This window comes from Pandoraea sp. PE-S2T-3 (assembly GCF_002179965.1).
Classification (GTDB): Bacteria; Pseudomonadota; Gammaproteobacteria; order Burkholderiales; family Burkholderiaceae; genus Pandoraea.
This window is the reverse complement of record NZ_NGUQ01000007.1, coordinates 619,648-640,481: the sequence shown is the minus strand read 5'-3', so window position 1 is coordinate 640,481 and position 20,834 is coordinate 619,648. Positions and strand designations below refer to the sequence as shown.

Here is a 20,834-nt window from a genome sequence, read left to right as displayed (position 1 = left end):
GTGCCGTGGCGCTCAGGCGGTGGCCGCAGGCAATACGCCCGCGCCATGCGCCATCTCGCCCATGTCAGCCATGCCCGCGGCCACTGTCTCGCGTGCCGCCAACGGCCAATGCATCACCTGTGCCGCCAACTGCCGATACGCCACCGCCGCCGGTGCCATCGGGAACGCATCGACCACCGTGCGCGTCAGTTGTCGCGCGCGCAGCACCTGCCGGTCCGACGGCACATGACCCGCCAGCTCCAGCGACACCGCCAGATACCGGCTCGCGGTCGTGGCCAGATTGCGGCACACCACTCGCGCTTCCACATCCTCGGCGCGGTTCACCAACACCCGGAACTGCGCCAACGCATATTCGAAATGTGCCTGCTTGATCCACGAGTACGCCCCCGTGATCGACGCCGGCTCACACCCCAGCACCACCAGCACATCGTGCGCATGCGCCGCCAACGGACTCAGCAACGCGCCTGCATGCGTGCAGTCGATGACGACCACGTCCGGCTCGCCCACCGTGAGCAACGGCATGGCCCGCACCGGGTCGATGCGCTCGGGATGACGGTGCGCCACCGGCACCAGGACAAAATTGTCGCGCGTACTCACCCGAACGGCGTCGGGCGAGACCCGCCCCGCCAGCACGTCATGAATGTCGCCGCGCAGCGGCAACCCCATGGCGGGCGCGGCATGGCCGCTTTCGTCGGCCAGCACGACATCCTGACCATGATGGGCCAGCGCACTGGCCAGATTGAGGGCAACACTCGTCTGACCGGCTTCAGGCGCACTTCCCACCACCGCGACAACGCGCGTGGTATGGCGCGCCACCAACCGGCGCAGCCCTTCCGCTTGATCGAGTACGAGTTTAACCAAAGCACGCCTCGCCTGAAGGTTGGGCGGGCGCGAACAGCCCGCTGTAGTTAGGATCGACCCCGCGCACAACCGCCATCAGATCTTCCTCGGCCGGCACGAACGGCGACCCGGTCACCGGTGCCGACAACGCCGTGTCGATCAGGAACTGACGGTCTGCCACGTGCAGGTTCTCCGGCACGCGCTGCCCCGTCGACACGTAATGCACCGGCAAACGATGACGAATCACCGTGTCGAGTACCGACCCGAGATTAGTGGTTTCGTCGAGCTTCGTCAGAATACACCCGGCCAGGTCGCTGCCACCTTCCGCACTCGCGCTCCGGTAGGCATGCACCACTTCATTGAGGGTGTCGCCATGGCTCGTCGCATTGAGCAGCAACAGGCGCTGCACCGGCGTCTCGGCCCCGCACAACATCGCCACTTGCTCGGGCACGGTGCGGTCGCGCTGGCTCATGCCGACCGTGTCGATCAGCACCATATGCTTGTTGCGCAATTCGGTCAGCGCCAGACGCAGATCCGTCGCATCTTTCACCGCGTGCACCGTCACACCGAGAATCTTGCCGTAGATGCGCAGTTGCTCGTGACCGCCGATACGATAGCTGTCGGTCGTGAGCAGCGCGAGCTTCTCGGCACCGTGGCGCATCACGCAACGTGCCGCCAGCTTGGCCGTCGTCGTGGTCTTGCCCACACCGGTCGGCCCCATGAGCGCATACACGCCGCCGCGCTCCATCAGTTCGTCTTCATTGGGCATGACGGGCAAGTTGCGCTTGAGCGCGTTCTTCACCCAGTCGAGCCCGGCATCGCGGTCGCTGCCTTCGGGCAGGTGTTCCAGCAACGCACGGCCCAGTTGCGCCGAGAACCCGGCGGCCAGCAGCGTGCGCAGAATCTCGCCCTGTGCCGGCGAACGGCGCTGTTTGTCGTTCCACACCAGCCCCGCCACCTGCTCTTCGAGCAGACCGCGCATGGACTGAAGCTCACCCATCATGCTCTGCGCAAACGCGCTGGCCGCCGCCGCATCGTGTGCCGAAGCGGTTAGTCCGGCAACTGCGACCGGCGCAGCCGCCGCGGGTTGTATGGGTTGGGCCGGACGCGGACGCGGTCGGTGCGTCGGCATATCGCCACCGGCGAGTGCGTCCAGATCCTCTTCCGCCAGCGCGACGATTTCCACGCCGTTGGCGACCGAGCGGTTGGACAACACGACCGCGTCGGGTCCGATTTCCTCGCGAATCTGGCGCAGTGCGTCGCGGCACGTGCCCGCAAAGAATTTACGAATCTTCACGCTTGACCTCCGATGAGTGCCGTCATTTTCACGTTGCGCGTATCAGGCACTTCCGCATACGACAGAACCTTGAGCTGCGGCAAGCTGCGGCGCAAGAAGCGCGAGAGCAGCGAACGCAGCGGATGTTGAACCAGCAAGACGGCCGGCAGCCCCTGACGCTCCTGACGCGCCACGGCTGCCTGTGTTTCGCGCAACAGCGTGTCGGCGAGGCCCGGCTCCAGACCGGTACCCCCGCCAGCGGACAACGCCTGCGTCAGAATGCGTTCGAGATTGGCGTCGAGGCCAACCACTTCGAGATCGCCGTTGCCCGGGAACACGCTCTGCGTGATCGCCCGGCCCAGCGACAGGCGCACCAGCGCCGTGAGTTCGTGCGGGTCTTGCACGCGCGCGCCATGTTCGGAAATCGCATCGATGATGGTGCGCATGTCGCGAATCGGCACCTGCTCTTCGAGCAGGTTTTGCAGCACCTTTTGCAGCGTGGTGAGCGCGACGGTCTTGGGCACCAGGTCTTCGATGAGCTTCGGCGCGTCCTTGCCGATGCGCTCGATGAGCTGCTGCACTTCCTGACGGCCGAGCAATTCGTGCGCATGCCCGTTGATCAGGTGGTTCAGGTGAGTGGCCACGACCGTACCGGCATCGACCACCGTGTAACCGTACGCCTGCGCCTGATCGCGCTGGCCCACGTCGATCCACATGGCCGGCAGGCCGAACGCCGGATCGCGCGTGGGTGTGCCTTGCAGCGGTGCGCTCACCTGACCCGGATCGATCGCGAGCAACTGGCCCGGATATGCCTCGCCTTCGCCGATGATCACGCCCTTGAGCGTGATGCGGTACTGGTTCGGGCGCAGTTCCAGATTGTCGCGAATGTGCACCACCGGCGCGAGGAAGCCGATTTCCTGCGCAAATTTCTTGCGAATGCCCTTGATGCGCTTGAGCAGCTCGCCATCCTGATTGCGGTCCACCAGCGGAATCAGGCGGTAACCGACTTCCAGCCCCAGCGGGTCGACCAGCGCCACGTCGTCCCACGAGGCTTCGGCCACTTCGCTGGGTGCCGACGTCGCGACCGGCGCGGGACGCGTCGACTCCTGCTTGGCGCGCTCGGTGCGCTGATGCTGCCAGCGAGCCAGTGCACCCAGCCCGAAGGCCAGCACCAGGAAGGCAAAGTGCGGCATGCCCGGAATCAGGCCCATCAACCCGAGGATGGCGGCCGTAATGCCCAGCACGCGGGGGTTGTTGAACAGCTGCGAGACGACCTGCTGACCAATGTCTTCGTCGGTCGCCACGCGCGAGACAACCACACCGGCCGCCGTCGAGATCACCAGCGCCGGAATCTGCGCGACCAGACCGTCACCGATCGTGAGCAGCGTGTAGTTCTTGGCCGCCGTGCCGATGTCCAGACCGTGCTGGGCTACGCCGACGATCAAACCGCCGACGATGTTGATGACCATGATCATCAGGCCCGCCACCGCATCGCCGCGCACAAACTTCGATGCACCGTCCATCGAGCCGTAGAAGTCGGCTTCCTGCGCGATCACCGTGCGGCGCTTGCGCGCTTCGTCTTCACCGATCAGGCCGGCGTTCAGGTCGGCGTCGATGGCCATCTGCTTACCCGGCATGGCGTCCAGGGTAAAACGCGCGCCCACTTCGGCGATACGCCCGGCACCCTTGGTGATCACCATGAAGTTGATGACCACGAGGATGATGAACACCACGATACCGACGGCGTAGTTGCCGCCGACGAGGAAGTGGCCGAACGCCTCGATCACCTTGCCGGCCGCATCCGGGCCGGTGTGACCTTCGAGCAGCACCACCCGGGTGGACGCCACGTTCAGCGACAGGCGCAGCAGCGTGGAGAACAGCAGCACGCTCGGGAACGCCGCGAAGTCGAGCGGCTTTTGCGTGTACATGCTGACCAGCAGCACCATCACGGCGAGCGCGATGTTGAACGTAAAGAGCAGATCCAGGATGAACGGCGGCAACGGGAGGATCATCATGCCCAGAATCATGACGATCAGCACCGGCGCGGCGAGTGACTTCAGGTTGCCGCCGAGCAACGTTTGGGACGAGCGCAGAAACTGGTTCGCGCGGGGGTTGAGGTTCATTCGTTACGCTCCGGCGCGCGGCAGCGCGTCGAGTTCAGCCGGGACCGGCAGATCCGACGGGGTACGCGGCTCGGCGCCCCCTTCGTTACGCCAGCGGCGAAGCTGGAAGACCCACGCAAGCACTTCGGCCACGGCCGTGTAGAGCGTGGCCGGAATTTCGTGACCGATTTCCACGTGCTTGTGCAGCGCACGGGCCAGCGGCGGAGCTTCGAGAATCGGGATGCGGTGCTCTTCGCCCATTTCGCGGATACGTTTGGCCACCAGATCGGTGCCCTTGGCCAGCACGCGCGGGGCGCGCATGTTGTCCTTGTATTCGAGCGCGACGGCAAAGTGCGTCGGGTTGGTGACGATCACGTCGGCCTTGGGCACGTCCTGCATCATGCGCCGGCGCGCCGCCTGGCGCTGCAACTGGCGGATATGCGCCTTGACGTGCGGATCGCCTTCGTTTTCCTTGTTCTCCTGGCGCACTTCCTCTTTGGTCATGCGCAGCTTCTTGTAGTGCTGCCAGAGCTGGAACGGGATATCGATGGCCGCCACCAGCAGCAGCGACATCACGATGAACGCACAGCACACCACGATCATCTCGCCCACATGCGGCAGGGCCACGCGCGGCGACTGGGTCATCAGGCCCATCACGGCGTCGCGGTCGCGGGCGATCGCCCAGTAAGCAACCGACCCCACGAGCACGGTCTTGGCGATGGCCTTGATCAGCTCGACCAGACCCTGCGTGGAGAACATGCGCCCCAAACCCTTCGCCGGGTTCAGCCGGCCGAAGTTGGGTGCAAGCGATTTGGTGGAGAAGAGCCAGCCGCCCAGCGCCATGGGCGCGGTGATCGCCGCCAGCACCAGCAGGCCGAGCAGCGGGGCAATGACCATGAGGGCGTCGGCCCCCGAGTGGGCGGCGTTGGCAAGCATGCGGTGGGTGTCGAGCGCGGTGCCCGGCTCGAATTGCATGCCGTGACGCATCAACTGGGCGAAGCCTTGGGAGATCCGGTCGGCGGTCATCCACATGCCCGCGACACCGGCAGCCAGCAGGGCAAAGGTGGATAGCTCGCGCGAACGCGCAACCTGCCCCTCCTCGCGCGCCTTTTCAAGACGCCGGGGAGACGCGGGTTCCGATTTTTCGAGATCGCTTTCCTCAGCCATGCCCTATCCACGTCGGGCGGACAGACCCACCCTATCCCGACCGATTATGTCCGTAACCGTCAAGACACAAAGGGGGGAATAGAGGCGGGAATGGGCGGTATTTCAGAACCCGAGGCTGGCAAGCAGGTCATCGACCTGCTCTTGATCGGACACGATGTCCGTGCGACCTTCTTTTTTGACCTGCGGACCGTTGAGCAGGGAGTCTTCCGCTTCCTTGCGCTTCTCGGGCGGCATGTTCTCGAGCAGCGTCTGGAACAGGTGCTTCTCGATCTCCTGCACGACTTCCATGATCTTCTTGATGACCTGACCGGTCAGATCCTGAAAGTCCTGCGCCATCATGATTTCCATCAGATGGGCATTGGTCGCGCGGGTGTCTTCGGGCACCCGGCGCAGGTAGCCGCGCGTCTCGGTGACCAGCTTGCGCGCGTCTTCGAGTTCGAGCGGCTGGTCGAACCACTTCTCCCAGCGCGCGTCGAGCGCGTTGGCGTCGACTTCCAGCCGCTCCTGAATGGGCTTGGCCAGCTCAATCGCGGTGAGCGCGCGCACGGCGGCCTGTTCCGTCATCGTCGCGACGTAGTTCAGCCGGTCGCGCGCGTCGGGAATGGCCTCGGCGGCTTGCTCGAGTTGTTTATCCAGGCCGAGTTCGCGCAGGTTGTCGCGCAGCATGCGCGTCAATTGCCCGATGCGCATGAGCATGCGCTCGGCCGGGTCTCCTGCCGGCGCGGCCCCGTTGGGCTCGACCGGCCATTCAGTGCTCGCGTCGTGGGTCACGCTCAGGCCCCCGTCTTTTCCATTTTCTCGAAGATCTTGCCCAGCTTTTCATCCAGGGTTGCGGCCGTGAACGGCTTGACCACATACCCGCTCGCCCCCGCCTGCGCGGCAGCGATGATGTTTTCCTTCTTGGCTTCGGCAGTCACCATCAGCACCGGCAGCTTCGAGAGGTTCGGGTCGGCGCGAATCTGCTGGAGCATCGTCAGGCCGTCCATGTTCGGCATGTTCCAGTCCGAGACCACGAATTCGAAACTGCCGCCGCGCAGCTTGGCCAGCGCCGCCGCGCCGTCTTCGGCTTCGTCGACGTTCGAGAAACCCAGCTCCTTGAGCAGGTTTCGCACAATCCGGCGCATCGTCGGGAAATCGTCGACGACCAGAAACTTCAAGTTCTTGTCTACCATCATCACTCCAATTCGGCCGGTGCCCCCGAGGGGCCCGGCGCCATTTCATGGGGCCTTCGCCGCAGCACTCCAGTGCCCTGGGTGCTCGCAAAACATGCGAAGCATACTGCGAAAACGAAAAGCGCCCTACTATACTCGTTGCGTGCGTTCGCCAAATTTCGCGACCTGATGCAGCACTTTGCGCGCCATCTCCGACAGGGGCACGACCTCTTCGGCCCCGCCCATCGCAATGGCTTCGCGCGGCATGCCGAACACGATGCAGCTCGCTTCGTCCTGCGCAAACGTGTGCGCGCCTGCCCGGCGCATCTCCACCAGTCCGGCCGCACCGTCGCGGCCCATCCCCGTGAGAATCACCCCGATCGCATTGCGCCCGGCGTGGACCGCTGCGGAGCGAAACAATACATCGACCGACGGCCGATGTCGATTCACCGGCGGTGCCGGGTCGAGCAAGGCCACATAGTTGGCACCGCTACGCGAGAGCTGCAAGTGGGTGTCGCCACCCGGCGCAATATACGCATGGCCCGGCAGCACGCGCTCACCATGCTCGGCTTCCTTCACCGTGATACGGCAAAGCCCGTTCAGGCGCTGCGCGAACGACTTGGTAAAGCCGGCCGGCATATGTTGCGTAATCAGAATCGCGGGCGCATCGGGCGGCATCGGCACGAGCACTTCGCGAATCGCTTCGGTCCCGCCCGTCGACGCGCCGATGATGATCAACTTTTCAGTCGACACCAGCGGGTTGCGCAAAAGCGGCGCCGCTTCGATCGGTGCCGGCGTTGCGCTCTTGGGCGGTGCACTGCGCACACGGGCGCGCGCGGCGGCGCGAATCTTGTCGGCGATCATCTCGCCGTACTCGAGCATGCCGTCGCGAATGCCCAGACGCGGCTTGGTCACGAAGTCGACCGCGCCCAGTTCCAGCGCGCGCAGCGTGACTTCCGAGCCGCGCTCGGTCAGCGACGACACCATCAGCACCGGCATCGGCCGCAGACGCATGAGCTTCTCGAGGAAGTCCAGACCATCCATGCGCGGCATTTCGACGTCGAGCGTGAGCACGTCAGGGTTGTGTTGTTTGATGAGATCGCGCGCGACCAGCGGGTCGGGTGCGGTCGCCACCACCGTCATGTCCGGTTGCGCATTGATGATCTCGGTCATCAGGCTGCGCACGAGTGCGGAATCGTCCACGCACAGGACTTTGATAGGTTCGCTCAAGCCTCCTCCATTTTTCGGTTGTCAGGCCCCGGCCGAGGCTTGGCGGTTCTGGCCGGTGGCGCAAAGAGTTCTACGGAGCCCCGTACTTCGCGTGTGCGCAGTCGCTGCGCATACGCCTGTTCGCGCTGTGCAATCGCCGGGTCTCCGCGATCGCCCAACTTCTTGACCATCACCCGGCCGGTGCGCGGCAGAAAGCACACCTTGCGCGGATGCGGTCCGAGCAGATCCTGCGCAGTCACGCGAATCTGCTCGGTCTCGAGATAGCGCAACACAAAGTTCGCGTTGCGATCCCCGATGTTCAATGTGGTCATGCCCGCCAGCACGGCGCCGCCGCCAAACACCTTGGCTTCGAGCCGCTCACGGCGTGCCCCGAGCTTGATCAGCTCGTTGATGAGCATTTCCATGGCATATGCGCCGTAGCGCATCGATGCCGAGAGCAACCGGTCGCGGTCGCTCTCGCCGTCGTCGGGCAGCATGAAGTGATTCATGCCGCCGATGCCCGTGACGTTGTCGCGCACACACGCGGCCACACACGAGCCCAGCACCGTCACGAGCATGATGTCTTCGGTCGTGACGAAGTATTCGGACGGCAGCAGTTTGACGGCGCGCGTGTTGAACGCGCTGTCGAAGTAATGATTGGTCGCGAGGGCTTCGGCCAGCGGCTGCGCCATGTCAGGCTCCCCTTGCTCCGGTGCCGGCCAGTTCGTACACCGTCTGCCCGCGCAGACGGAACGCCCGGCTCACATACGTGAAGTTCTCGGAGTGCCCGGCAAAGAGCAGTCCGTCCGGTTTGAGCAACGGCACGAAGCGCTCGAGAATGCGCGCCTGCGTCGCCTTGTCGAAATAGATCATCACGTTGCGGCAGAAGATCACGTCGAACGGCCCGCCAAGCTGCCACGACGGGGCGAGCAGGTTGAGCGGCGCAAACGTGACCAGTTGCTGCAATTCGGGGCGCACCTTGATCTTGCCGGCGTTCGCACCCGTGCCACGCAGAAAGTGGCGGCGCAGTTGCTCTTGCGAGAGCTTGCCGGTTTGCTCGCCGTTGTAGACCGCCGCCGAGGCGCGTGCGAGCACCTGCGTGTCGACGTCAGTCGCAATCACACTGGCGTTGGGCCGCGAGCCCAGCGTATCGACCAGCGTCATCGCAATCGAATACGGTTCTTCGCCGGTCGAGGCCGCACAGCACCAGATCGAGATCGGCTTGGCGCGGTTACGGATGAAATCGGCGAGCAGCGGGAAGTGATGCGATTCGCGGAAGAACGACGTCAGGTTGGTGGTGAGCGCGTTGGTGAACGACTCCCACTCGCTATCACCGGTGTCGGCTTCGAGCATGTCGAGGTATTCGGTGAAGCTCGTCATGCCGAGCGCGCGCAGCCGCCGTGCGATGCGGCTATAAACCATCTCCCGCTTGTGTTCGGCCAGTGCGATGCCCGCACGCTGATAAATCAGATTGCGAATGCGGCCGAAGTCGGCCAGCGAGAACGCGAAGTCGCGCTCGCCCGCGAGCGCAGCCCCGCTGGCACGGGCAAACTCCGTGCTGCGGCTGCCGTCGCCACCCTCGTTGCCGGGGGCGCCGCGACGCGTCGTATGCGAGGTAATGCGCGAGTCAGTCATTGAGTTTCACCGGCGTCAGTGGCTCGCCTTATGCCGCGCGAGCGAACGGTTGCGGCGGGCTCTCGCGACGCGTGGCGCTCATCGCATGAATACTTGCGCTGCCCGCCCCGCTCGTCTGGAACACCGAAACCGCCGCACGCAGTTCGTGCGCCTGCGATTCCAGTGCCCCGGCGGCCGCAGCCGCCTCTTCCACGAGTGCCGCATTCTGTTGCGTGACTTCGTCCATCTGGGTCACGGCACGATTGACCTGCTCGATGCCGTTCGACTGCTCGGCCGACGCCGCCGAAATTTCGCCCATGATGTCGGTCACACGCTTGACCGCCTGCACGATCTCTTCCATCGTCTGGCCCGCTTGTGCAACCTGCGAGGTGCCGTCCTGCACCCGGCGCGACGACTCTTCGATCAGTGCCTTGATTTCCTTCGCAGCCGACGCGCTGCGCTGCGCCAGCGTGCGCACTTCGCCCGCCACCACCGCGAAGCCACGGCCTTGTTCGCCCGCACGTGCGGCTTCCACGGCGGCGTTCAGGGCGAGAATGTTGGTCTGGAAGGCAATGCCGTCGATCACGCTGATGATGTCCACAATCTTGCTGGAGCTGGCGGAAATGCCATCCATCGTCGTGCCGACCTGCCCGGCCACCTGTCCGCCACGCGAGGCGATCTCGGACGCGGTCACCGCGAGCTGGCTGGCCTGACGCGCGTTGTCGGCGTTCTGCCGGACGGTCGCCGTGAGCTGCTCCATCGACGACGCGGTTTCTTCCAGCGAAGCGGCTTGTTGTTCTGTACGCGCCGACAGATCGGTATTGCCCGCCGCAATCTGCTGCGCGGCCGTCGTGATCGACTCGGTGCCTTGTCGAATCTGTCCGATGGTGTCGGCCAGCGTGTGTTGCATGCGCTGCATCGCGAACAGCAGGCTGGTGTTGTCGCCGGCGGCCACGTTCACGTGGCTTTGCAGATCGCCCGCCGCAATGCGTTGCGCGATTTCTGCCGCATATTCGGGCTCGCCGCCAAGGCTGCGCTGCACATTGCGGATGATCGCGACCATGGCCGCCGTGACGATACCGCCGATGAGCAACAGCACGATGCCGTAGCGCAGCAGCGTCGCGAGGAACGCATCGTCGACGTCCTGCACGTACACACCGCTCATGAAGCCCCAGTCCCACGGCGCGAAGTACTTCACGAACGAGAGCTTGGCCATGCGCTTGTCGCTGCCGGCCACTCGCCCGTAATAGTCGACGAAGCCTGCGCCCTTGTCTTTGGCCACGCGGGCCATTTCGACATAAAGCAGCTTGCCGTTCGAATCCTTGTAGGTGGAGACGTCCTTGTTCACCAGATCGGCGAGCGTCGGGTGCATGAGCACGGTCGGCTTGGTGTCGAAGATGACCACATAGCCGCTGCCGCCGTCGCCGTAGCGCATCGACTTCAGACGTGCCATTGCCTGCTGTTTGGCCTCGGCCTCAGGCATCTTGCCCGCAGCGGCCTGTGCGGCGTAATCGCGCACGATGCCGTCGGCGGTGGTCACGATGTCCTGCACGGCGTCTCGCCGCTCGGCCAGCATCGTGCCGCGTTCATGCCACGACGCCCAACCGCCGAGCAATAAAAGACCCAGCCACATCAGCGCGAGCGCGGACCAGAGTTTTGCCTTGAGACTCAACTGCATCATGATGTGACCCTCCACCACCGGCTCACCGTCGCGCGGACATCGTGTCCCGCACGCACGGCGGCTTTTGTCTTACCCATTGTTGCCACTTGCCGACACGTACCGCCCGGAGCTGTAAGCTGCCACTCCGGACCGGCATGTGCACCGTTCCTGTAGTTACTGCTGGTGTTGCCTGTACTGCACGTAATGCTGGTGCTGCGGGTGTTGCCTGTACTGTGTTGCCGGAAGGGCGCGCTATCGCGTGATAACGCGCGCTTCAAGACGATCAGAACGTTTCCCAATCGCCGTTGGCGTCGTCCGTGCCGGTGCGGGCTGCCGGGGCAGCAGCGGCCGGGGCCGGACGGCGCAGCGGTGCGGCTGCCGGAGCGGCCTTGGGTGCTGCCGCCTTCGGGGCTGCTGCCGGGGCCGGCGCGGCGGTCTTTCTGACCGGCGGGCGAGCAACGGCTCGCGGTGCGGGCGCTGCCGCCAGTGCCGGTGCAGCATGCGCGGCGTGACCGGCTTGGGCACCTGCGGCCTGACTGGCGTCCAGACGGAACACCGAGACGACCGACTTGAGGCGGTTGGCCTGCTCTTCGAGCGACCCGGCGGCGGCGGCGGCTTCTTCGACGAGTGCCGCGTTCTGCTGCGTGACTTCGTCCATCTGCGTCACGGCACGATTGACCTGCTCGATGCCGCCCGACTGCTCGGCCGACGCGGCCGAAATCTCGCCCATGATGTCGGTCACGCGCTTGACCGCCTGCACGATCTCTTCCATCGTCTGACCGGCCTGCTCGACGAGCGCCGAACCGTCCTCGACCTTGTGGGCCGAGTCTTCGATCAGTTCCTTGATTTCCTTCGCAGCTGCGGCGCTGCGCTGTGCCAGCGTGCGCACTTCGCCTGCAACCACCGCAAAGCCACGACCCTGCTCGCCCGCGCGCGCAGCTTCCACAGCGGCGTTCAGGGCCAGAATGTTGGTCTGGAAGGCGATACCGTCGATCACGCTGATGATGTCGACGATCTTGCTGGAGCTCGTCGAGATGCCCTGCATCGTGCCAACCACTTTGCCCACGACGTCACCGCCGCGTGCCGCGATATCCGACGCATTCACTGCGAGCTGGCTCGCCTGACGAGCGTTGTCGGCGTTCTGTTTGACGGTGGCGGTGAGCTGCTCCATCGACGAGGCGGTTTCTTCCAGCGAGGCGGCCTGCTGTTCCGTACGGGCCGACAGATCGGTGTTGCCTGCGGCGATCTGTTGCGCGGCGGACGTGATCGACTCGGTGCCCGAGCGCACTTCGGCAACGGTACGCACGAGGCTGTCCTGCATGTGCTTCACGCCCTTGAACAGGCGGCCGGTCTCGGTGTCGTTCCACACGTCGATGCGCTGCGTGAGGTCACCGCCGGCGATTTTCTCGAAGTGCTTGATGGCGTCGTCGATCGGGCCGACGATGGCGCGCGTGAGCGTGATCTGCGTGATCAGACCGACCACCAGACCCACGAGCAGGCCGATGCCGACCATCCACATCACCAGCGTGTAGCGGGTCTGCGCCACGTCGTAGCGATCTTGCGCGTTCTTGACCTGGAGGTCGGCCAGCGTCGTCATCGCCTTGGTGTAATCGCCGAACAGGCGCGGCACATCCATCACGGTCTTGGCGTGGAAGTCGGGAATGTCGCCCGATTCGATCGCCTTGAGCGCCGGCAGAATGCCTTCGTTCACGACCTTGCTGCGGGTGGCGACGGCGGCGTCGGCCAGCGGCTTCTCGCCATCGCTCATCGGCAGCGCGGCGTAAGTGGCCCACGCATCGTCGGCCTTCTTGAGGTTGTTGCGCACCCCGTCGATGGCCGTCTTGATTTCACTCGGATCGGCGATGAACTCGATGCGCGCCAGGGTCACACGTGCGGAGAGCGTGGAGAGCGTGGTCTGTGCCAGGGCACGCGACGACGCCATGTCGTTCGTGTACATATCCTGCAACGACGCGTTGCTCTGTCGCAGCGACAAGAGCCCCACCGCGGCGCCGACGACCAGCAGCACCATGAAGAGTCCAAGCGCCAGCGTCAGCCGTGCCCGGATGGTGACATTTTTAAACATAACGACCTCTACCCCGTGAATACCGGCTCACGCCGGCGTACCCATCCCAATCACCGAAACGTTCAAAACTCTTCCCAGTCGCCCGAGTCGCTCGCGCCACCGGCAGGCGCGCTGCCGGGTGCCGCTTTGCCGCGACGCGCCGCCAGTTGCAAGACCTGCGCATCTTCCTGTGCATTCGTGGCCATCGCTGCCGAACCGGCGGCAGCGGCGGCAGCGGCAGCAGCGGCGGTTTGCGGACGGCGCGTTACCGTGCGCGCCGCAGCGGCACCGGCGCTCGCGCGCGCGGTGGCTGCACCCGCGGCAGTTGCCGAGGCTTTCGTTGCACTCGCGGCCGATGCTGTCTTGGCTGCGCTAGCAACGGGTTGCGCTGTGCTCGCTGCCGTCGAGTGACGAACGGTCTGGGCGCTGGCAGCGCGCGCGAGTGCCGCACTGCGCGCATCGCCTGCCTTGAACGCATCGCCGACACGGAACACCGAGACGGCGTCGCGCAGGCGGTGCGCCTGTTCTTCCAGCGAGCCCGCCGCAGCGGCCGCTTCTTCGACCAGTGCCGCGTTCTGTTGCGTGACCTCGTCCATCTGGGACACGGCGCGGTTGACCTGTTCGATACCACCCGACTGTTCGGCGGAGGCCGCCGAAATCTCGCCCATGATGTCGGTCACGCGCTGCACGGCCTGCACGATTTCATCCATCGTCTTGCCGGCCTGCGACACCAGTGCCGAACCGTTTTCGACGCGGCCCACCGAGTCTTCGATGAGCACCTTGATTTCTTTCGCCGCCGACGCGCTGCGCTGCGCCAGCGTGCGCACTTCGCCCGCGACCACGGCGAAACCGCGGCCTTGTTCGCCCGCACGCGCGGCTTCCACAGCGGCGTTCAGCGCGAGGATGTTGGTCTGGAAGGCAATGCCTTCGATGACGCTGATGATGTCGACGATCTTGTGCGAACTCGACGAGATGCCCTGCATGGTGTCGACCACGTTGCCGACCACCTGACCACCTCGTGCTGCAATTTCCGACGCGTTGACGGCCAACGCGCTCGCCTGCTTGGCGTTGTCCGCGTTCTGCTTGACCGTGGCCGTGAGCTGCTCCATCGACGACGCCGTCTGTTCCAGCGACGCGGCCTGCTGCTCGGTGCGCGCCGACAGATCGGTGTTGCCCGCGGCGATTTCGCGCGACGCCACGTTGATCGACTCGATGCCCTCGCGCACGTCGGAGACGATCGACAGCAGGCTGTTCTTCATGACCGTCAGGCCGAACAGCAGTTGGCCGACTTCGTCGCGCCCGGTGCCTTCGGCCTTGCCGGTCAGGTCACCCGCCGCAATTTGCTTGGACATCGACAGCGCCACGCGCAGCGGATGGTTGATCGCACGGCGCAGAATGCTGCCGAGCACGAACAGCACGATGATGCCGCCGATCACCGCCACCGCCGTGAGCGCACGCACGATGGTGTGCTCACGCTGGCCCTGTTGATACAGGTCGGTCGCCTGCGTGAGTTCCAGTCGCGTGAGCACGTTGAGCTCGTCGCGCATCGGACCGTACGCGGGTTTCACTTTCTCGAGGTACGTCTGTTGCGCGCCTTCCGCCGAGCCGACCTTGAGCATTTCGACGGTCTGTTGCAGGCCATCGGTGGTGAAGCGCTGGCGAATCACGTTGAAGCGTTCGGCCTGTGCCTGCGTGGCCGGGTCGACCGACTTCATGTAGTTCGCCCACTCGCGATTGATGTCGTCGAGGCTGGCGGTAATCTCGTCGCCCGCGCGCTTCATCGCGTCGAGATTCGGGCTGCCGATGGCTTCCGCCACGAGCAATACGTCGCGGTCGAGCTTCTGGCCGATGGCGCCCAGTGTGCCGACCGGCACCATGCCGTTCTGGTACACCTGAAGCAGCTTGGCGTTGCTGCTCGACATGCCCCACAGGCCCAGTCCGCCCACGATGGCGAGCAGCAGCGCGCCGAGCACGATGATGCCGGTCAGGCGCGCGCGCAGCGTGTCGATGCGAATCTTGCGCACGAGTGCAGCGATGCCACCCCGTTCGACCCGGCCACCGCGAATGCGCAGATTGCCGGCCTGACCATTGCGAAAGCGCGCGTAGATAGTTTCAGCCTGATCGGTCGCACCGGCCGCCGGGCGCACGCGCACCGAGGTGTACCCCACCACCGCGTCGTTTTCGAGCGTCGGGGTGACGGTTGCCAACACCCAGTAGAAGTCGCCGTTCTTACGGCGGTTCTTCACGAGGCCGGTCCACGTATCGCCGCGATTGATCGTGTCCCACAGGTCGCCGAACGCTTCGGGCGGCATGTCGGGATGGCGCACGATGTTGTGCGGCGCGCCCAGCAGTTCGTCACGCGAATAGCCACTCACCTCCACGAAGGCGGGATTGGCATACGTGATCCGCCCCTTCAGATCCGTTCGCGAGATCAGGTACTGATGCTCGCCGATGACGAATTCGTTCTGGGTGACGGGCTGGTTATCGCGCACGTGCTCGGTCTCCGTAGTCTTCGGGTGAGTGGGTTATGTCTGTGGGTAACGCTGCGGGTGTCTCTGCCCGTCTGCTTCCGTCTGTTTCGATCACTTTGCTGCTGTCGGCACGGCATCTCCGGACGCCGCGCCGTGGTGCTGCGCCTTAGCCGGCCTTAGCTCGCCAGACGTTCGATCAGCGCCATGTCGTCGCTGGTCATGAGCTTCTCGATGTCCATCAGGATCAGCATGCGGCCTTCGACCGTGCCCAGCCCCGTGATGTACTCGGTCGCCAGTTGTGCGCCGAACTCCGGTGCCGGCTTGATTTCGCCGCGCGCGAGCGTGAGCACGTCGGACACACCGTCAACGACCATGCCGACCACACGGCCGGCCACGTTCAGAATGATCACGACGGTCTGGGTGTCGTACTCGACACGGCCGAGGCGGAACTTGATACGCATGTCCACGATCGGCACGATGATGCCGCGCAGGTTGATCACGCCCTTGATGAAGTCGGGGGCGTTGGCGATGCGCGTGACGGCGTCGTAGCCGCGAATTTCCTGCACCTTCAGGATGTCGATTCCGTATTCCTCTTCACCGAGCGTGAAGACCAGAAATTCCTGGCCGTCGCCCTCGGTCTGCATGGCGCCGCCCTGGCGCGACATGGCATGCTCTTGCGAAAGCTTTTCCATCTGACGACTCTCCGACTTCAGTTGAAGATGGTGGCCGATGCCGAGCGCTGGCCGCGCTGAAGCGCCGCCACGTCCACGATCAGGGCCACACTGCCGTCACCCATGATGGTGGCGGCAGAAATACCGTGAATACGGCGGTAATTGGTTTCGAGGTTCTTCACCACGACCTGCTGCTGGCCCACCAGCTCGTCGACGAGCAACGCAAAGCGGCGGCCTTCAGCTTGCAGGATCACGATGATGCCCTGCGTGGGATCCCCACGCGCCTCCGGCACGTCGAACGCGCGGTACAGCTCCACGAGCGGCAGATACTCGCCGCGCACCAGCACGACCTGCCCTTCACCGGTCACCGCGCGAATGTCGTCGCGGCGCGGTTGCAGCGACTCCATCACGAAGTTCAGCGGCAGAATGAAGATCTCCGTGCCGACCTTGACGGACATGCCGTCGAGAATCGCCAGCGTAAGCGGCAGCACGATGCGGATGGTGGTGCCCTTGCCGCGCGTGGACAGAATCTCCACGTGGCCGCCCATCTGCTGAATGTTTCGTTTGACGACGTCCATACCGACGCCACGGCCCGACACGTCGGTCACGGCTTCGGCCGTCGAGAAACCCGGCGCGAAAATCAGCTGCCAGACTTCCTCGTCCGCCATCGAGTCGGACACGTTCATGCCTTGCTGCTGCGCCTTGGCGAGAATCTTCTCGCGGCGCAGGCCGGCACCGTCGTCGCTCACTTCGATCACGATGTTGCCGCCCTGATGCGCGGCAGACAGCACGAGCTGGCCCACGGGGTCTTTGCCCGAGGCGAGACGCGCTTCCGAGGTTTCGATGCCGTGGTCGAGACTGTTACGCACCAGGTGCGTGAGCGGATCGATGATGCGCTCGATCAGGCTCTTGTCGAGTTCGGTCGCCTGGCCGAACGTGACCAGTTCGATCTGCTTGCCGAGCTTGGTCGCGAGATCGCGCACCAGGCGGGGGAAGCGCGAGAACACGTAGTCCATCGGCATCATGCGGATGGACATGACCGCTTCTTGCAGGTCGCGTGCGTTGCGCTCCAACTGGCCCATGCCGTTGAAGAGACGGTCGTGCAGCATCGGGTCGAGGCTGCTGGCCGTCTGCGCGAGCATGGCCTGCGTGATCACCAGTTCGCCCACCAGATTGATGAGCTGGTCGACCTTTTCCACACCCACACGAATGGAGCTGTTCTCGTGACCGGCAGCGCCGCCGGCGGCCGGGGCCGCGGCGCGCTTTTCCGGCGGATGGGTGCCATTGCCACCATTTCCACCACTGGCACCGGCTTGCGCGACGGGGGCCGGCGGCACCACGATCTGCTCGGGGGCAGGCGCGGCTGCCGGGGCAGCGGCGGGGACTTCGATCTGGGCCGGCGCGGCGGCGATCGGTTCGAAGATTTCGACGGCGGGCTGTGCGACCGGGGCCGCAGCAACGGGCGCGGCAGGCGCAACCGGCGCAGCGGGAGTCGCGGCAGCAAGCGCGGCGACCGCAGCGGCATCCTGCACGTCGATCTGCGACGGCTCGATCACGAAGCAGCACACGGCGAGAATGTCGTCGGCGCCGCAGGTGGTGTCGAGCCACAGGTGCAGTGCGTTGTCGACCGACTGGCGGCCGGCCACGTGACCGAGGTTGCCGAGTTCTTCGGCAAGCAGGGTCTGGTCCTTTTCGCTCACGCCCGTGAGCGTGACCTTGAGGCGGGTCTGGCCCGGTGCGACCGGGCTGGTGGGTGCGCCACTCGCGTCGGTCGTGGCTTCGGGCGCCGCAGGCGCGGCGGCCGCAACGGGGGCCGGGGCAGCAGGCGAAGCCGGCGCGGCCGACGGCGCCTCGCCGCTTTCTTCTGCGGCCAAGCGTTGGAGCACCGCGCAGATGCGCGTCATCGCCTCGACATCGGGTTCACTGGAGGCGCGGTAGGCATTCAACTGTTGATGCAACACGTCTTTGGTTTCCAGGAAGGTGTCGACCATCTCGGTGCGCAACTGCAACTCGCCGCGACGCGCGCGGTCGAGCAGGTTTTCCAGCAAGTGAGTGGTCTCGGTGAGCGCGGTGAAGCCGAACGTCGCGGCCCCGCCCTTGATCGAGTGCGCGGCGCGAAAGATCGCGTTGAGCTGCTCGTTATCCGGCGCGCTCACGTCGAGCGCCAGCAAGAGATGCTCCATCTCTGCGAGCAACTCTTCCGCTTCATCGAAAAAGGTCTGGTAGAACTGGGTGATATCCACCGGTTTCCTCGTCCTAACTTGGTTGTGCCGTCGACGCCATCAACATCGTCATGTGCCCGCGCCGACAAGCGAGCCCACCACGTCGACCAGTGCCTCGGGGTCGACCGGCTTGATCAGCCAGCCGCTTGCCCCCGCTTCACGGGCCGCCGTCTTATACGCGCCGTCAACTTCTGTGGTGAGCACCAGAATCGGCGTTTGTGCGAACGCATCGAGGTCCCGCAGGGCACGAATCAGCGACAGCCCGTCCATACCGGGCATGTGCTGGTCGGTCAGCACCAGATCGAAATTCGCATTCGATGCCAGTGCCAGTGCCTCCTGTCCGTCGCGCGCGGTCGTCACGGCATAGCCGGCTTCATCGAGCGTGGCCGCCAGAATCTGACGCATTGACGCGGAGTCGTCGACCGCGAGAATCGTATTGCGTGCCTGCATGGCCTCCATGCGTCTCCTCTTCTTATCGGTTATCTCGCCGCTGCGCCGTTTGCACCCGGCGCAGCAGGGGCTGCGGGGGGTGCTGGCGGCGACGGTACGCCCGGCGGCAACACGCCACTAATGGCAGCGTTGACGGCGTCGGCGCCCGAGCCTCGGGCGTTCGTCGCATCGATCGTCGGCTGATCGCCCTCGTGCTTCACAGAAGCCTCGGCACGGCGATTGAGCACGATGATGCTGATGCGTCGGTTGATCGGGTTGTAAGCGTCGTCGCGATCGAGCGGCACGGTCGAGGCCAGCCCCACCACGCGCAAGACCTTCTCGCCATCGAGGCCGCCCGCGATCAACTCGCGACGCGAGGCGTTCGCGCGATCGGCCGACAGCTCCCAGTTGCTATAGCTCTTGTCGCCCTGCGCATACGCCGTCGCGTCGGTGTGACCCGAGAGGCTGATGCGATTGGGCACGTCGTTGAGCGACTTGCCGATCTCGCGCAGGATGTCGCGCATATACGGTTGCACCTGCGCGCTCGCGTTGGCGAACATCGGCCGGTTCTGATCGTCGACGATCTGAATGCGCAAGCCTTCGGTCGTCACGTCGATGAGCAACTGTTTGCGGAATTGCCTGAGCGTCGGGTTATTTTCGATCGCCTTCTCGAGCCGCGCCTTGAGTTCGCGCAAACGCTGCGCATCGGCGCGCTCGGCCAACTCGGCCGTCGTGGCCTGACGCGAGCGGACCTGATCGCCGCGCGACTTCTGGCCATCGGTACGCGTCGTGTCGGTGCCGCCACCGGGAATCACGCCGCTGTTGTCCGCTGCATTACGCCCGCCCGTGAGGGCAACCTTGAGCGGCGTACGGAAGTATTCGGCGATGCCTGTCAGTTCCTTGCTGCTCACGGAACTGAGCAGCCACATCAGCAGGAAGAACGCCATCATGGCCGTCATGAAGTCGGCGTAGGCAATCTTCCACGCACCGCCATGGTGGCCGTGCCCGCCGGCTTTGCGGCGCTTGACGATAATGGGCCGCTCGTCTTTCTCGCTCATTGCTGCCGTCCGTCAACGTGCCTTGACCTGGCGCACGTGCTCTTCGAGCTCGGCGAACGACGGGCGCACCGTGGAATACAGCACCTTGCGGCCGAATTCCACCGACAGCGCCGGGGCGTAGCCGTTCAGGCTCGCCAGCAGCGTGACCTTGATGCACTCGTAAAGCTTGACCGACTCGTTGATGCGGTGTTCGATCAATTGGGCGAGCGGCGAAATGAAGCCGTACGCCAGCAAAATGCCGAGGAAGGTCCCCACGAGCGCCTGTGCGATCAGTGCACCCAGCACGGCCGGCGGCTGGTCGGCCGAGGCCATCGTGTGCACCACGCCCATCACTGCGGCCACGATGCCGAACGCAGGCATCGCGTCGCCGGTCTTTTGCAGACAGTGGGCAGGCACCTCGCCTTCGTGACGGTACGTTTCGATTTCGTGATCCATCAGGTTCTCGATCTCGAACGCGTTCATGTTGCCGCTGACCATCAGGCGCAGATAGTCGGTCAGGAATTCCATGATGCGCGGCTCGTTCAGAATGCGCGGGTATTGCGAGAACACCGGGCTCGATGCCGGGTCTTCCACGTCGCCTTCGATGGCGAGCATGCCGTCCTTACGCGCCTTGGCGAGCAGCACGTAGAGCAGTGCCATCAGCTCCATGTACAGCTCTTTGGTGTATTTCGAGCCCTTGAACAGCATCGGCAGCGCCTTCATCGTCGCCTTGATCGCCTTGCTGTTGTTGCCCACCACAAACGAGCCGACGCCCGCGCCACCGATGATCAGCAGCTCGGTCGGCTGAAACAGCGCGCCCAAGTGACCTCCGCCGATGACGAAACCGCCAAAGACCGAGGCAAGAACGATGATGTAACCAATGACGACAAGCACTGCCGGATACCTCTCGCAAAAATACGTCT

The 20,834-nt window shown here is 64.8% G+C and carries 17 protein-coding genes; all 17 read right to left on the bottom strand.

The window, feature by feature from the left end; translation table 11 throughout:
- Positions 1-12: 12 nt before the first annotated feature.
- Positions 13-861: a MinD/ParA family ATP-binding protein gene (locus CDV46_RS04805; protein WP_058376564.1), complete on the bottom strand. Its 849-nt coding sequence runs from the start codon at positions 859-861 to the stop codon at positions 13-15.
- Entirely contained in the window at positions 854-2,137 is a 1,284-nt protein-coding gene (gene flhF, locus CDV46_RS04800) for a flagellar biosynthesis protein FlhF (RefSeq protein WP_087721916.1), read from the bottom strand. Before flhF ends, CDV46_RS04805 begins: the two co-directional genes overlap by 8 nt.
- Positions 2,134-4,239: a flagellar biosynthesis protein FlhA gene (gene flhA / locus CDV46_RS04795; RefSeq protein ID WP_058376566.1), complete on the bottom strand. Its 2,106-nt coding sequence runs from the start codon at positions 4,237-4,239 to the stop codon at positions 2,134-2,136. Before flhA ends, flhF begins: the two co-directional genes overlap by 4 nt.
- Positions 4,240-4,242: 3 nt before the next feature.
- Positions 4,243-5,385, bottom strand: a complete 1,143-nt coding sequence (gene flhB / locus CDV46_RS04790) for a flagellar biosynthesis protein FlhB (RefSeq protein ID WP_058376567.1) — start codon at positions 5,383-5,385, stop codon at positions 4,243-4,245.
- Between the two features lie 102 nt (positions 5,386-5,487).
- The gene (cheZ, locus tag CDV46_RS04785) at positions 5,488-6,162 is read right to left on the bottom strand and encodes a protein phosphatase CheZ (protein WP_371328806.1); all 675 of its coding nucleotides are present in this window, start codon (positions 6,160-6,162) and stop codon (positions 5,488-5,490) included.
- Positions 6,159-6,557 carry a chemotaxis response regulator CheY gene (cheY, locus tag CDV46_RS04780; protein WP_058376568.1) on the bottom strand — a complete coding sequence of 133 codons (399 nt, stop codon included), beginning with the start codon at positions 6,555-6,557 and terminating at the stop codon, positions 6,159-6,161. The genes cheZ and cheY overlap by 4 nt, the downstream gene beginning before the upstream one ends.
- Positions 6,558-6,686: 129 nt before the next feature.
- Complete coding sequence (locus tag CDV46_RS04775; protein WP_084656491.1) at positions 6,687-7,766, bottom strand: protein-glutamate methylesterase/protein-glutamine glutaminase; 1,080 nt, start codon at positions 7,764-7,766, stop codon at positions 6,687-6,689.
- Positions 7,763-8,437: a chemoreceptor glutamine deamidase CheD gene (gene cheD, locus CDV46_RS04770; protein WP_058376569.1), complete on the bottom strand. Its 675-nt coding sequence runs from the start codon at positions 8,435-8,437 to the stop codon at positions 7,763-7,765. The genes CDV46_RS04775 and cheD overlap by 4 nt, the downstream gene beginning before the upstream one ends.
- A 1-nt stretch (position 8,438) precedes the next feature.
- Positions 8,439-9,380 carry a CheR family methyltransferase gene (locus CDV46_RS04765; RefSeq protein ID WP_087690903.1) on the bottom strand — a complete coding sequence of 314 codons (942 nt, stop codon included), beginning with the start codon at positions 9,378-9,380 and terminating at the stop codon, positions 8,439-8,441.
- 28 nt (positions 9,381-9,408) lie between these two features.
- Entirely contained in the window at positions 9,409-11,040 is a 1,632-nt protein-coding gene (locus tag CDV46_RS04760) for a methyl-accepting chemotaxis protein (RefSeq protein WP_087721915.1), read from the bottom strand.
- 262 nt (positions 11,041-11,302) lie between these two features.
- The gene (locus CDV46_RS27555) at positions 11,303-13,102 is read right to left on the bottom strand and encodes a methyl-accepting chemotaxis protein (RefSeq protein ID WP_087690899.1); all 1,800 of its coding nucleotides are present in this window, start codon (positions 13,100-13,102) and stop codon (positions 11,303-11,305) included.
- Between the two features lie 62 nt (positions 13,103-13,164).
- On the bottom strand, positions 13,165-15,573 hold the full coding sequence (locus tag CDV46_RS27550; RefSeq protein WP_087721914.1) for a methyl-accepting chemotaxis protein: 2,409 nt from the start codon (positions 15,571-15,573) through the stop codon (positions 13,165-13,167).
- Between the two features lie 155 nt (positions 15,574-15,728).
- On the bottom strand, positions 15,729-16,244 hold the full coding sequence (locus CDV46_RS04745) for a chemotaxis protein CheW (protein ID WP_058376573.1): 516 nt from the start codon (positions 16,242-16,244) through the stop codon (positions 15,729-15,731).
- A gap of 17 nt (positions 16,245-16,261) precedes the next feature.
- A complete protein-coding gene (cheA, locus tag CDV46_RS04740; protein WP_087690896.1) occupies positions 16,262-18,466 on the bottom strand; it encodes a chemotaxis protein CheA in 2,205 nt (734 codons plus the stop codon).
- Positions 18,467-18,514: 48 nt separating this feature from the next.
- Complete coding sequence (locus CDV46_RS04735) at positions 18,515-18,895, bottom strand: response regulator (protein ID WP_058379975.1); 381 nt, start codon at positions 18,893-18,895, stop codon at positions 18,515-18,517.
- Positions 18,896-18,924: 29 nt separating this feature from the next.
- Positions 18,925-19,932 (bottom strand): flagellar motor protein MotB, encoded by a 1,008-nt coding sequence (gene motB, locus CDV46_RS04730; protein WP_058376575.1) that lies wholly within the window; start codon positions 19,930-19,932, stop codon positions 18,925-18,927.
- A gap of 12 nt (positions 19,933-19,944) precedes the next feature.
- A complete protein-coding gene (gene motA, locus CDV46_RS04725) occupies positions 19,945-20,805 on the bottom strand; it encodes a flagellar motor stator protein MotA (protein WP_058376576.1) in 861 nt (286 codons plus the stop codon).
- Positions 20,806-20,834: the final 29 nt, after the last annotated feature.